At 60.1% G+C, this 12,686-nt stretch carries 11 protein-coding genes; 4 read left to right on the forward strand and 7 right to left on the reverse strand.

The features are described 5' to 3' along the window. Positions 1 to 48 precede the first annotated feature (48 nt). The 3 genes from SKA53_RS08815 to SKA53_RS08825 all read right to left on the reverse strand — a co-directional run bounded on the left by SKA53_RS08815 (position 49) and on the right by SKA53_RS08825 (position 2,188). Positions 49 to 771: an ABC transporter ATP-binding protein gene (locus SKA53_RS08815; RefSeq protein ID WP_007205781.1), complete on the reverse strand. Its 723-nt coding sequence runs from the start codon at positions 769 to 771 to the stop codon at positions 49 to 51. Next, a complete protein-coding gene (locus SKA53_RS08820) occupies positions 765 to 1,469 on the reverse strand; it encodes an ABC transporter permease (protein WP_007205782.1) in 705 nt (234 codons plus the stop codon). Before SKA53_RS08820 ends, SKA53_RS08815 begins: the two co-directional genes overlap by 7 nt. Before the next feature lie 164 nt (positions 1,470 to 1,633). After that, the gene (locus tag SKA53_RS08825; protein ID WP_007205783.1) at positions 1,634 to 2,188 is read right to left on the reverse strand and encodes a YaeQ family protein; all 555 of its coding nucleotides are present in this window, start codon (positions 2,186 to 2,188) and stop codon (positions 1,634 to 1,636) included. A gap of 239 nt (positions 2,189 to 2,427) precedes the next feature. Between SKA53_RS08825 and SKA53_RS08830 the strand changes: the two genes are divergently transcribed. From SKA53_RS08830 to SKA53_RS08840, 3 genes are read left to right on the forward strand one after another with little or no spacing between them, the layout of a single operon-like run. After that, positions 2,428 to 3,411: a TAXI family TRAP transporter solute-binding subunit gene (locus SKA53_RS08830; RefSeq protein ID WP_110549022.1), complete on the forward strand. Its 984-nt coding sequence runs from the start codon at positions 2,428 to 2,430 to the stop codon at positions 3,409 to 3,411. Continuing rightward, positions 3,408 to 3,884, forward strand: a complete 477-nt coding sequence (locus SKA53_RS08835; protein WP_007205785.1) for a DUF1850 domain-containing protein — start codon at positions 3,408 to 3,410, stop codon at positions 3,882 to 3,884. Before SKA53_RS08830 ends, SKA53_RS08835 begins: the two co-directional genes overlap by 4 nt. Positions 3,885 to 3,915: 31 nt before the next feature. Further along, positions 3,916 to 5,964, forward strand: a complete 2,049-nt coding sequence (locus tag SKA53_RS08840; RefSeq protein WP_007205786.1) for a TRAP transporter permease — start codon at positions 3,916 to 3,918, stop codon at positions 5,962 to 5,964. Between the two features lie 58 nt (positions 5,965 to 6,022). Here SKA53_RS08840 and doeB read toward each other — a convergent pair whose 3' ends face one another. Together doeB and SKA53_RS08850 are read right to left on the reverse strand one after the other, a co-directional pair. Continuing rightward, positions 6,023 to 7,039, reverse strand: coding sequence for a N(2)-acetyl-L-2,4-diaminobutanoate deacetylase DoeB (gene doeB, locus SKA53_RS08845; protein WP_007205787.1), 1,017 nt, complete (start codon positions 7,037 to 7,039; stop codon positions 6,023 to 6,025). After that, entirely contained in the window at positions 6,997 to 8,181 is a 1,185-nt protein-coding gene (locus SKA53_RS08850) for a M24 family metallopeptidase (RefSeq protein WP_007205788.1), read from the reverse strand. The genes doeB and SKA53_RS08850 overlap by 43 nt, the downstream gene beginning before the upstream one ends. Positions 8,182 to 8,350: 169 nt before the next feature. Between SKA53_RS08850 and SKA53_RS08855 the strand changes: the two genes are divergently transcribed. Then, positions 8,351 to 9,730, forward strand: coding sequence for an aspartate aminotransferase family protein (locus tag SKA53_RS08855; RefSeq protein ID WP_040483234.1), 1,380 nt, complete (start codon positions 8,351 to 8,353; stop codon positions 9,728 to 9,730). Positions 9,731 to 9,841: 111 nt separating this feature from the next. On the opposite strand, the gene SKA53_RS08860 is transcribed toward SKA53_RS08855, so the two are convergent. After that, complete coding sequence (locus SKA53_RS08860; RefSeq protein WP_007205790.1) at positions 9,842 to 12,133, reverse strand: arginine/lysine/ornithine decarboxylase; 2,292 nt, start codon at positions 12,131 to 12,133, stop codon at positions 9,842 to 9,844. Between the two features lie 152 nt (positions 12,134 to 12,285). Then, positions 12,286 to 12,681, reverse strand: a complete 396-nt coding sequence (cueR, locus tag SKA53_RS08865) for a Cu(I)-responsive transcriptional regulator (RefSeq protein ID WP_040483235.1) — start codon at positions 12,679 to 12,681, stop codon at positions 12,286 to 12,288. Positions 12,682 to 12,686: the final 5 nt, after the last annotated feature.

Raw genomic sequence — 12,686 nt, forward strand, 5'->3', positions numbered from 1 at the left:
GGTGCGGCCAAGGCTGCACCCTGACGCCCAAGCGACAGACAAGCCGCTTCACAATACCAGATCACCGTTCAGAAACGCCGCTGCCTGCGCCGATGCAGGTCCGGCAAAAAACACCGCAGCGGGCAATATTTCGACGACCTGCCCAGCGTGGACGAACAACACCTCATCGGCAAGACGGCGGGCCTGGCCCAGGTCATGGGTGGACATCACGACCCTTGTGCCATCCGCACAGGCGGCATGCAGGATGGCCTCGATTTCCTGCGTGGCGTGACCATCAAGATTGGCGCAAGGTTCGTCCAGAAACAGCACCTGCGGGGCCGTGACCAAGGCGCGCGCCAATGCGAGTTTCTGTTTTTCCCCGCCTGATAGCACCGTCGCTGCACGCAAAACCGCAGACCCCAGCCCGACACGTGCGGCCCAAACATCCGCCGCAGCGCGGGCGTCACGGCGGTTCACGCCGCGCAGAACTAGCGGATAGGCGATATTGTCGCGAACCGTGCGGCGCATCATGATCGGCGCCTGAAAGACGAATGATTGCGCCGCATGCGCCTGCGCATCGCTGACGGCCCAAGCTTTGTGACCAGCCGATATCCGGTCAAGCCCGTGCATCGCGCGCAGCAATGTGGTCTTGCCGCTGCCATTCGGCCCGACGACCACGCTGATCCCCTTGCCCTGCAAAGTCAGCGACACCGGGCCAAGAATATGCTTGCCACGCCGCTTGACCGTGATCTCTCGCAATGTCAGCGGCAGGATGTTGTGTTCGTTTACCATCTGCTGCCCTGTTCCGTCCGGGACAGGACATGAATACAAAGGTTAACCACCACCGCGAGCCCGATCAGGATGAACCCCAAGGCAAGCGCCAGCGCGAATTCTCCGCGCCCCGTCTCAAGCGAGATTGCCGAGGTCAGCACGCGTGTCGCATTGTCGATATTGCCGCCGACGATCATGATCGCCCCAACTTCACCAATGCCGCGCCCGAAACCGGCCAGCTGCGCCGTCAACAAGGTGCGTCGCCCATCCCAGACCAGCGTGGCGATACGCTGCCTGCGCGACGCATGCAGCGAGATCAGCAAATCATGATAATCCGCCCATAATTCCCGCATCGCCTGATGCGCAACCGAGGCGACAAGCGGCGTGATGATGATGACCTGCGCAATGATCATCGCCGTTGGCGTGAACAACAGGCCCAGCACGCCAAAAGGGCCGGACCGCGACAGCATGATATACACAATCAGCCCCACGACGACCGGCGGCAGCCCCATCAGCGCATTGAGCAGCGCAATCACATAACGCCGTCCGGGAAACCGCGTGATCGCCAGCCATGCCCCCAATGGCAAGCCAATGACAGACGCAACGGCTGTCGCGCTCAGGGTCACATGAAGCGACCGCAGCGTAATCTCGATCAGTTCAGGGTCCAGTGACACAACCAACCGGGCAGCCGTGGCAAAGCCATCTGCAATATCGCTCATCACTTATCCATTGCCGGTGTCACGCCTGAAACCCGCCGTACAACACCACCGCGCTGCACCGCTGGCGTGCAGTATCAGCAATAAGCTTGTGACAACAAGCCCCTCAGCTGCGCGATGCTGACAGGGCAAGGGTGACATTGCAGCAGCGGCCAACGCCTCTTTGTCTAGGCGGCAGGTGCGGCACTTTTCCATTGCTGAGGGGAAACATAGACAATCCGATCATCCAGACTGATCATCACTTCGCCGTCCTGAATATTGACCTGCAACTTCATGGCGCGGCCAGCAAGTGCCGCAAGCGTATCCGTGTCGGCCTGCGGAAAATTGACGACTTGAAGATTGTCAAAACGAATGGTGCTGTTCTTGATCTTGTCCCACCAGATTTCAGCGGTGCGGCCGCCATAGGGATAGACGACCACCTTGCCAGCTTTGCCGCAGGACTGACGCAGCACCTTTTCGCTAGGCAAACCCAAGGCCACCCAAACGTCAAGTTCGCCGCTCAGGCTTTTTTGCCAGATGTCGGGTTCGTCGTCGGTCGAAAGGCCCTTGGTCATTTCCAGATGCTCATGGGCATTCAACGCGAAAGCAACGATGCGCACCATCAGCCGTTCATCGGTCTCTGACGGATGCTTGGCCAGCGTCAGCTTATGGGTCTCGTAATAGTGACGGTCCATGTCCGAGACCGACAGCTCGACTTTGTAAATTGTGGCGTTTTGCGCCATGATCAGCCCCTAATCTTGCACGATCGTGGTGCCTACTCTGTTTAGGGCGCTTTGGAAAGCAGGCGCGCAGATCAATGCGCTGCGGCCCCGTCTGTGCCGCCTTGGACGAAAAATACCATCACCAGCCCAAAAATCGGCCCAAAAAACTGTCCTCATCCGGCAGCTTGCGCTACACAGTCACCATCCCGGCCATAAACCGGGCAAGGGAGGGCGCAAAGCCCACAAATGGAGGAGACATCATGACGACATCTACCGGTCGGGGGCTGAAAGCCCTTTTCGCACCCATCGCCATCGTAGCATTCGGGATCGGTTCTGCCGCACAGGCGCAAGAACTGTCGATCGCCACAGGTGGCACAGGCGGCGTTTATTACCCCTATGGCGGCGGTCTGGCCGAAGTGATCAACAACCATGTGGACGGCTACAGCGCCAGCGTCGAAGTCACCGGCGCCTCGGTCGAGAATATGGCCTTGGTCCAGCGCGGCGACAGCGACATCGCGATCGCCTTGGCCGATACGGTCTATCAGGCCTATACTGGCACCGGCGCTTTTGAAGGCCGCCAGATTGGTGAAGCACGCGCCTTGGCGTCGATCTATCCAAACGCCGTGCAACTGGTCACGCTGGCCGATAGCGGGATCACCAGCATGCAAGACCTGCGCGGACAGCGCGTTTCGGTCGGCGCACCGGGATCGGGCACCGAACTGAGCGCGCAGATCATCCTGGCTGCCAATGGAATCACCTATGACGATTTCGACCCACAGCGCCTGAACTTCAACGAAACCGCCGATGCGATCCGTGACGGTGACATCGTCGCCGGTTTCTGGAGCGTGGGGCCACCCACATCGTCGATCATGAACCTGGCCGCGACACGTGCGATTTCCATCATCGGCCTGTCTGCAGACGAAATCGCAAACGCCCGCGCAGCCGAACCGACATTTGCGCCCTTTGCGCTGCGCGCAGGCCTTTACGACGGGATGGCCGAGGCCGTGCAGACGATCTCGACACCCAACGTGCTGATCGTGCATGCCGATATGGACGAGGAACTGGCCTATAACATCACCAAGGCGATGTATGAAAACGTAGCCGATCTGATCGCGATCCATCCGGCAGCAAACGACACGACGATCGACTTCTCGGTCGCATCGACGCCGATCCCGTTCCACCCAGGCGCGCTGCGCTATCTCGAAGAGGTGGGTGCAGCGGTACAGGATCACCAGCGCCCATGATCACGACCAATGCAGGGCGGCACGGATGTGCCGCCCTTCTTTGTGCCGCGCTTTTCGCGGGCGGACCTGCCATGGCGCAGCCTGTGCTAGTGGTGGAAACCACTGACGCGCCGCTGGGTGAACTGCCGTTTCAGCCCGGTGCTGAAATCTGCTTGCGGTGGAACCATTCCGTCACCGGTGGTGCCGTGGCAGATTGTTTCGAGAATGTGGCAGGCCAACTGACCCTGACGCGGTCCTATCTGCATGATTTCGCCGCAGGCTTGGGCGAGGTTGCAGGCCGCGGCCGGATCGCGCCAGCCGCAACGGGCGGGTACTGGATCACCGAGATCGCCGAACCGATCCCCGACAATTCACTGGGCCTGCGGGTCGGCCCTGCTGCGGTAAACCACCGCTTGACCAGCGCCGGTCAGGCAATCGCGCTAAGCCAGATTGCCCCCGATACCGCCGTGCGGCTGACACTGCGCCCCAACTGACAGCCGCCATCTGAACCGACAGGAACAAGACATGAGCAGCCAGACATCCGACACGTCCCACAAGAATCAAGACCTGACCGACCTGCCGCCCGCCATGCGGTCGGCCGATGAGGTCCAGCCGCGCCCGATCCTGTGGACCATCACCATCGTCGCGATCACGATGTCTTTGTTCCAGATGTATACCGCAGGGATCGAACCGCTGGGCTTGTTCTATCAACGCTCGGCGCATCTGGGGTTTATTCTGTTTCTGGCCTTCCTGATCTTTCCGGTCACCGGCACCACGCGCCCGCGCGGCAGCATCGGCTGGATCATCGACGCGATTTGTCTGACCGCTGCCTTTCTTAGCGGGTTCTATATTTTCTATTTCCTTGATGACATCATCAACCGCGCGGGCTGGTGGTCGCGCACCGATATCGTGATGGGCATCATCGCCACGCTTGCCGTGCTGGAGGCCAGTCGCCGTGTCGTGGGCCTTGGCATGACCATCATCGGCCTGATCGCCATCGCCTATGCGCTGGCCGGACCGCGGGGCGCGCTGCCAGGACTGGGCGAATGGATGCCTGGCATCCTGTCGCATCGCGGGGCCAGCGTGGACCGTCTGGTGGGCCAGCTCTATCTGGGACAAGAGGGGATTTTCGGCCTGCCTTTGGGTGTTGCTGCAACCTATGTCTTCATGTTCGTCCTGTTCGGCGCATTTCTCGAAGTCACAGGTGCAGGCAAGTTTTTCATCGATCTGGCCTTTGCTGCGACAGGCCGCAAGGCAGGTGGGCCCGCCAAGGCGGCAGTGATCGCATCGGCAGGAATGGGGTCGATTTCAGGCTCGGCTATTGCGAATGTCGTGACGACGGGGGCCTTTACGATCCCGCTGATGAAAAAGCTGGGCTATAAACCCAAAGAGGCCGGCGGGATCGAGGCAGCAGCATCGACTGGCGGGCAGATCACGCCACCCTTGATGGGCGCGGGGGCGTTTCTCATTTCTGAATATACCAACGTGCCTTACATCGACATCGTCATGGTCTCGATCTTTCCGGCGATCCTGTATCTGGGCACGGTCTATCTGTTCGTGCATCTGGTGGCGATGAAGGCGGGCATGACCGGCTTGTCCGCCGCCGACTTGCCGATCGTGCGCAATGTGCTGGCGGCGGGGTGGCAATTCATCGTGCCGCTGGTGGTGCTGATCTATCTGTTGGTCAACAACATCTCGCCCACGCGGGTGGGGTTCTGGGCGATCCTGTCGGTGATTGCCGTCACCGCCTTGCGCGCAGGGTTCACGCTGATCGTGCTGGACCCCAAGAACGGCACGCCTCTGACCGCTGACCGGCTGAAGGCATCGATCCTGAGCGGTCTGACGCTGGTCGCCAAAGCGCTGGAACTGGGCGCGCGCAATGCTGTCGCGGTCAGCGTCGCCTGCGCTGTCGCGGGCATCATCGTGGGGGTTGTGGGCCTGACAGGGCTGGGGCTGAAGTTTTCATCCATGATGATCTCGCTCTCGGGCGGCAGCCTGCCGCTGGCGCTGGTCTTCGTGCTGCTGGCCAGCCTGATCCTTGGCATGGGCCTGCCAGTGACCGCCGCTTATATCGTGCTGATCGTGCTGGTCGGGCCTGCGCTGCACAACGAGTTCGGCGTGCCGCTGTTGATCGCGCATCTGGTGGTGTTCTGGTATTCCCAAGACAGCAACGTCACCCCGCCCATAGCACTTGCGGGGTTTGCAGGCGCGGCGATTGCAGGCTCCAAGCCGATGGAAACCAGCATGCAGGCGTGGAAATACGCCAAGGGCCTGTACCTGATCCCCGCCTTCATGGTGTTCAACCCCGAGATCATCATGGGCGGCGAGACGTGGTATGTGATCTGGACCGGGATCATGATCGTGATCGGGCTGATAGGCTTTGCCGCCGCGATCGAAGGCTATCTGTTCACATGGATGGACAATCTGTCCCGCCTGCTGGTGGTGCCGGGTGTGATCGCGATCTTCAACCCCGATGCGATGATCGAGGCGGCAGGCGCGCTGGTGGTCTTGGCGCTGCTGGTCTGGAACTGGCTGAAATCCCGCAGCGCACAAAGTGTCGCGCGCACAGGCTGACCAACGACCCGCTGTGGTGCAGGTCGCACGGGCCATGTGATCACCCCGCTGGCCGCGGTCAGGTGACCACGGCGACCAGTGCGACGAAATCCCCGACCTTGACCAACCCCGGCACATGCCGCGCGGTCAGGATACCGGTGCAGGCGGCGTGGCAGATCACGGGTGGCACACCGGTGCGGTCGGCAGGCCAGATCCGCGCGATCGGCTGGTCCTTTGCCACGGGATCGCCCAGATCGACCAGATAGTCGATCAGCCCCGCGTGATGCGAAAAGACAAAGCAGCTGTCGTCGGGCATATCCAGTTGTACGGTCGGACCCACCTGCAATGCGCCCGCCATGATCCCTGCATGGATCAGCAGATTGCGGATGCCCTTGCGCGCAATCGCGACACTGCGCGCCGTCGCCATGCCAGCCCCGCCCAGTTCGGTGGTGACAAAGGTCTTGCCCTGATTTTCAACTTCGGTGTCGAACATGCCGACGGCGTCGATTTCCAGCATCCGCACCGAATAGGGCGCGTTGAAGGCTTGCATCGCTGCCATGCAGGCGGCCTCTTGCGCTTTGTCGGGCAGGATATGGGCGGCGGCGAAGGGCAGAAAATCCAGCGTGCGCCCGCCGGAATGGAAATCCAGCACGATATCGGCCAAAGGCACCAGTTCGGTCGCGATGTAATGGCAGATCTTCTGCGTCACGCTGCCATCCGCACGGCCCGGAAAGCTGCGGTTCATGTTCGCGCCGTCAATGGGTGAACAGCGCGCGCCTTTGGCAAAGGCGGGCAGGTTCATCATCGGCAAAATGATGACACGGCCCGTGATCTGATCAGGCTGCAAGGTGGCGGCCAATTCCTGCAAGGCCACTGGCCCTTCGTATTCATCGCCGTGATTGGCACCGGTCAGCAAGGCCGTCGGCCCGTCACCATTGGCAATGACGGTGATCGGGGTCATGACCGACCCCCATGCGCTGTCATCGCGGCTATAGGGCAGTTTCAGGAAACCGTGGTGGACACCCTGTGCATCAAGCGGGATGGTCGGGGTAATCATGCCTTGACCACCAGCGCGCGGGGGGTCTTGCAGAAACATTCATAGCCCGTGTCGGTGATCAGGATAGGTTCGGTAATTTCCAACCCGCCATCATCCAGCCACAACGCCGGCATGAAATGGAACGTCATGCCCGGTTCCAGAATGGTCGTATCCCCCTTGCGGAACGATATCGTGCGCTCGCCCCAGTCGGGCGGATAGCTGATCCCGATGGCGTAACCACAGCGGCTGTCCTTGACATAGCCCGCCTTGTTCAGCGCGGCGTTGAATGCATTGGCGATATCCTGCGCCTGATTGCCGGGGCGGGCCTGTTCCAACCCCGCCTCGACCGCGTCGAGCACGGCGGCCTCGGCGTCGCGGTATTTGTCGGGGACCTTGCCCAGAAACAGCGTCCGCGATTGCGGGCATTGATAGCGGCGGTGCGCGCCAGCGATCTCGAAAAACGTGGCCTCGCCAGTTTTCATCGGGCGGTCGTCCCATGTCAGATGGGGCGCGGTGGCATCCATGCCAGACGGGGCCATCGGCACAATCGCCGGATAATCGCCCCAATGGCCATCCGCCCCCCTGATCCCCGTAGCGTAAATATCGGCGATCAGATCATTCTTGCGCAGGCCCGGTTCAGCCAGTTCGACGATGCGGGCATGCATGGTTTCAACAATGCGGGCGGCCCGGCGCATATAGTCAATCTCGCGGTCAGATTTGACGGCGCGCTGCCAGTTCACAAGCCCCGTGCAATCGCTGATCCGCGCTTTTGGTAGGCCCGCCAGCAGTGCGGCGTGGGCAGCGGCGGAATAGTAATAATTGTCCATCTCGACGCCGATCCGTGCCTGCGCCAGCCCCAGCTCGGCCAGTAGTTTCGCCAGTTCCTGCATCGGATGCTTGTCGGGGTTTTGCACGAAGGTATCATCATAGCCGCGGATATTATCGTCGCTTTCCATGAACACGGTGCGCCGCGCGCCCAATGTGTCCATGGCGCGGCCCCACCAGACCGGATCGCCGTCATGGGTCAGGATCACGCCCTGAAAGACGTAAAATGACCACCCGTCATAGCCCGTCAGCCACGACATGTTTGACGGGTCGGTGACAAAGATCGCATCCAGCCCGCGCAGCTGCATCTCGGCACGGGTCTTGGTGATGCGGCGCAGATATTCAGTGGTCGGGAAATTCGCCTCGAAAGTGGTCATTGGTTGGCCTTCGGTTAGAGCTTTGAGGCCAAAGCTGGGCTGTTTCGCGCCCCCACGCTATACCCCAACACCGGCAAACCATGTCGCTTTCCGACAAAGAGCGTCCGTCATGGGCTGGAGGCCACAGGCCATCCCGCCTAGACTGCCTGTAAATCTGATGGAGAATGTGATGACCGAGCAATTTGCCAATGACCAGCTGACCCAATGGGATCACGACCATTTCTTTCATCCCTCGACCCATCTGGGCCAGTTCGCGCGGCGCGAAATGGGCAACCGGATCATCCAGTCGGCCAAGGGCGTCCATATCACCGACCGCGAAGGGCGGCGGTCGCTGGATGCTTTTGCCGGGCTTTATTGCGTCAATATCGGTTACGGCCACCCCGAAATCGCCGAAGCCATCGCCAAACAGGCGCATGAGCTGGCCTATTACCACGCCTATGTCGGCCACGGCACCGAGGCATCAATCACCCTGTCGCGGATGATTGCCGAACGCGCGCCCGAGGGGATGAACCACGTCTATTACGGGCTCAGTGGGTCGGATGCGAATGAAACCAACGTCAAACTAGTCTGGTATTACAACAACGTGCTGGGCCGGCCCGAAAAGAAAAAGATCATCTCGCGCTGGCGCGGCTACCACGGGTCGGGTCTGGTCACCGGGTCGCTGACGGGGCTGGATCTGTTTCACAAAAAATTCGATCTGCCGCTGCCACAAATATTGCATACCGAAGCGCCCTATTTCTACCGCCGCGCGGATCGTGACATGGACGAGGCGGCATTTACCGCCCATTGCGCAGCAAAGCTCGAAGAGATGATCCTGCACGAAGGCCCTGACACCATCGCCGCCTTTATCGGCGAGCCGATGCTTGGCACCGGCGGGATCGTGCCACCGCCTGCGGGCTATTGGGACGCGATCCAGACGGTCTTGCGCAAATACGACATCCTGCTGATCGCCGACGAGGTCGTGACCGGCTTTGGCCGTCTGGGGACGATGATGGGGTCGGATCATTACGGGCTAAAGCCCGACCTGATCACCATCGCCAAGGGTCTGACATCGGCCTATGCGCCTTTGTCGGGGTCCATCGTGTCGGACCGAATGTGGGAGGTGCTGGAAAAGGGAACCGACGAATTCGGGCCCTTCGGCCACGGCTGGACCTATTCGGCGCATCCGATTTGTGCCGCGGCGGGCGTGGCGAACCTCAAACTGCTGGACGAGCAGAACCTTGTCGCCAATGCAGGCAGTGTCGGTGCCTATCTGAACGAGACGATGGCGGCGGCGATGGGCAGTCACACCCATGTCGGCGAAGTGCGCGGGACAGGCATGTTATGCGCGGTCGAACTGATCAAGGACCGCGATGATCGCGTCTTCTTTGATCCTGCCGACAAAGTGGCCCCGCGTGTCGTCGCCGCGATGCTGGAACGTGGCGTGATTGCGCGCGCGATGCCGCAGGGGGACATTTTGGGTTTTGCCCCGCCGTTCCCGCTGACCCGCGCGCAGGCGGATGAAATCGTAACTGCGACCAAAGACGCCGTGGCGCAGGTCTTGGGATAGAGTGACAGGCACCGGCCCAAGCACCGGCCGGATCGGATCAGGATCAACCCGGCGGCCGCCCTGTGACAAAGACCGCGTAAGGTGGATCAATATCCACCTTACCTGCCCCATTCAGACCGCGACGCAATCGGCGTAATAGCGTTTCACGCCATCCGCGCCGGTTTCAACCACCAGCCCGTGGATGTCGTTCTCGAACCCCGGACACAGCCGTTCAAACTCGCGGTTGAACTTGAGGTATTCCACGATCTTGGTGTTGAACACCTCGCCCGGGATCAAAAGCGGGATGCCGGGCGGATAGGGTGTGACCAGCGATGTGGTGATCCGCCCGACCAGATCGTCGATCGCCACGCGTTCCGTCGTGCGCCGCGCGATATGCGCATAGGCGTCGTTCGGGGCCATCGCAGGTTGCAGATCGCTCAGATACATTTCCGTCGACAGGATCGCGATATCGTAACGGGCATAAAGCTGGTGAACATGCTGGCAAAGATCGCGCAGCCCCATCTGTTCGTAATGCGGATGCTTGGCGATAAAATCAGGCATCACGCGCCACAAAGGCTGGTTGCGCCCGTAATCGTCCTTGAACTGCTGCAGTGCGGCCAGCAACGAATTCCAGCGCCCCTTGGTGATGCCAATCGTGAACATGATGAAGAAACTGTAAAGACCGGTCTTTTCCACCACGACCCCGTTTTCCACCAGGTATTTCGTGACGATCGAGGCGGGAATCCCCATTTCTTCGAACCGGCCATCAAGGTTCAGGCCGGGTGTTACGATCGTCGTCTTGATCGGGTCCAGCATGTTGAACCCGCGCGCCATATCGCCAAACCCATGCCACGAATCCGCGCCATCGGACGCCTGCACACCATCGGCATCGGTTTTCTTAAGCACCCAATCCTTGGGATCGCCGATCCCTTCCTCAACCAGCGCATCAGGCCCCCAGACCTGAAACCACCATTCATCATCACCGAATTCCGCATCGACCTTGCGCATCGCACGGCGGAAATCCAGCGCTTCCATGATGCTTTCCTCGACCAGCGCCACGCCACCCGGAGGTTCCATCATCGCCGCCGCTACATCGCAGCTCGCGATGATGCTGTATTGTGGGCTGGTGCTGGTGTGCATGAGATAGGCTTCGTTGAACAGGTGCCGGTCCAGCTTGGTATCCTGACTGTCCTGTACCAGCACATGGCTGGCCTGCGAGATCCCGGCCAGCAGCTTGTGGATGGATTGGGTGGCATAGGTTACCGCATGGCGCGGGCGTTCGCGCTTGCGGCCCATCGAATGGAAATCGCTGTAAAACGTGTGGAATGCGGCATGGGGCAGCCAAGCCTCGTCGAAATGGAAGTTTTCGACATAGCCGTCCAGCAAGCCCTTGATGGTTTCGGTGTTATACAACACCCCGTCATAGGTCGATTGCGTCAGCGTCATGATCCGCGGCTTCACCGTATCGGCATCGATATGGGACAAAAGCGGGTTGGCGCGGATTTTCTCCCTGATCGTGTCGATCTCGAACTCGTTTTGCGGGATCGGGCCGATGATGCCGTAATGGTTGCGCGTCGGTTTGAGAAAAACCGGAATCGCGCCCGTCATGATGATACTGTGCAGAATGGATTTGTGGCAATTGCGGTCCACCACCACGACATCGCCAGGGGCAACCGTGTGGTGCCAGACCATCTTGTTGCTGGTCGATGTGCCATTGGTCACAAAAAAGCAATGATCGGCATTGAAAATGCGCGCAGCATTGCGTTCGGATGCGCCAATCGCGCCGTTATGATCCAGCAATTGGCCCAATTCCTCGACCGAATTGCACACATCCGCGCGCAGCATGTTTTCACCGTAAAACTGGTGATACATCTGGCCGATCGGGCTTTTGAGAAAGGCAACACCGCCGGAATGACCAGGACAATGCCATGAATAAGACCCGTCTTCGGCATAATCCAGCAGCGCTTTGAAAAACGGCGGCTGGATGCCTTCAAGGTATTTCTTGGCCTCATGCACGATATGACGCGCGACGAATTCAGGCGTATCTTCGAACATATGGATGAAGCCGTGCAATTCGCGCAGGATATCATTGGGCAGATGGCGGCTGGTCTTGGTTTCGCCGTGCAGATAGATCGGCACATCTTCGTTCTTGCGGCGGACCTCTTGGATGAACTGGCGCAGGTTCAGCACGGCAGGGTCCAGATCGGGACCGGGGCTGAATTCTTCGTCATCAATCGACAGCACGAATGCGCTGGCGCGGGACTGCTGTTGCGCAAACTGGGACAGATCACCATAGCTGGTGACGCCCACGACTTCGAACCCTTCATTCTCGATCGCTTCGGCCATGGCACGGATGCCAAGACCGGATGAATTCTCCGACCGGAAATCCTCATCAATGATAAAGATGGGGAATCGAAACTTCATTATATTCTCCTAAAAAAGGCAGCGCCGCTTTCGGTCTACATGACAGAGGCGCCCCAGCGCGTCAAAGCAAGCTTGCGCGACATCCTGCCATCTTCCGAGCCTAAATATCCCCGCGCGGAGCGCCCGTCCCGGGACACCGGGGCGGAAATAACCTATCCATGATGCTTTGCCGCCAGATCCTTGAGAATGGGGCAGTCAGGGCGGCTGTCGCCGTGGCAGGCATCGACCAGATCCGCCAGCGTGTCACGCATCGCGCGCAGGCCCGCGATCTTGGCGTCGATCTGCGCCAGATGGTCCTGCGCCAGCGCCTTGACCTGCGCCGAGGCGCGGCTGTCATCATCGTAAAGCGCCAAAAGCACACGGCAATCGTCGATGGAAAAGCCCAAGGACCGCGCCCGCGCGACAAACATCAGCTGGTGCAGATGCGTTTGCCGAAACAGGCGATAGCCATTGTCATGCCGGTCAGGCCGGATCAGGCCGATGTCTTCGTAATAGCGGATGGTCTTGGCGGGCAGACCGGATTTGATGGCGACTTCCCCGATATTCATCATGG

Origin of the sequence: Yoonia vestfoldensis SKA53 (assembly GCF_000152785.1) — a bacterium.
Classification (GTDB): Bacteria; Pseudomonadota; Alphaproteobacteria; order Rhodobacterales; family Rhodobacteraceae; genus Yoonia; species Yoonia vestfoldensis_A.

What these genes read in the sequence shown, in the direction of transcription:
- SKA53_RS08820 (WP_007205782.1), bottom strand. Translation starts at nt 1,469, where the DNA reads ATGAGCGATATTGCAGATGGCTTTGCCACGGCTGCCCGGTTGGTTGTG.
- SKA53_RS08840 (WP_007205786.1), top strand. Translation starts at nt 3,916, where the DNA reads ATGAGCAGCCAGACATCCGACACGTCCCACAAGAATCAAGACCTGACC.
- SKA53_RS08855 (WP_040483234.1), top strand. Translation starts at nt 8,351, where the DNA reads ATGACCGAGCAATTTGCCAATGACCAGCTGACCCAATGGGATCACGAC.
- SKA53_RS08825 (WP_007205783.1), bottom strand. Translation starts at nt 2,188, where the DNA reads ATGGCGCAAAACGCCACAATTTACAAAGTCGAGCTGTCGGTCTCGGAC.
- SKA53_RS08835 (WP_007205785.1), top strand. Translation starts at nt 3,408, where the DNA reads ATGATCACGACCAATGCAGGGCGGCACGGATGTGCCGCCCTTCTTTGT.
- SKA53_RS08815 (WP_007205781.1), bottom strand. Translation starts at nt 771, where the DNA reads ATGGTAAACGAACACAACATCCTGCCGCTGACATTGCGAGAGATCACG.
- cueR (WP_040483235.1), bottom strand. Translation starts at nt 12,681, where the DNA reads ATGAATATCGGGGAAGTCGCCATCAAATCCGGTCTGCCCGCCAAGACC.
- SKA53_RS08850 (WP_007205788.1), bottom strand. Translation starts at nt 8,181, where the DNA reads ATGACCACTTTCGAGGCGAATTTCCCGACCACTGAATATCTGCGCCGC.
- SKA53_RS08830 (WP_110549022.1), top strand. Translation starts at nt 2,428, where the DNA reads ATGACGACATCTACCGGTCGGGGGCTGAAAGCCCTTTTCGCACCCATC.
- doeB (WP_007205787.1), bottom strand. Translation starts at nt 7,039, where the DNA reads ATGTTTCTGCAAGACCCCCCGCGCGCTGGTGGTCAAGGCATGATTACC.
- SKA53_RS08860 (WP_007205790.1), bottom strand. Translation starts at nt 12,133, where the DNA reads ATGAAGTTTCGATTCCCCATCTTTATCATTGATGAGGATTTCCGGTCG.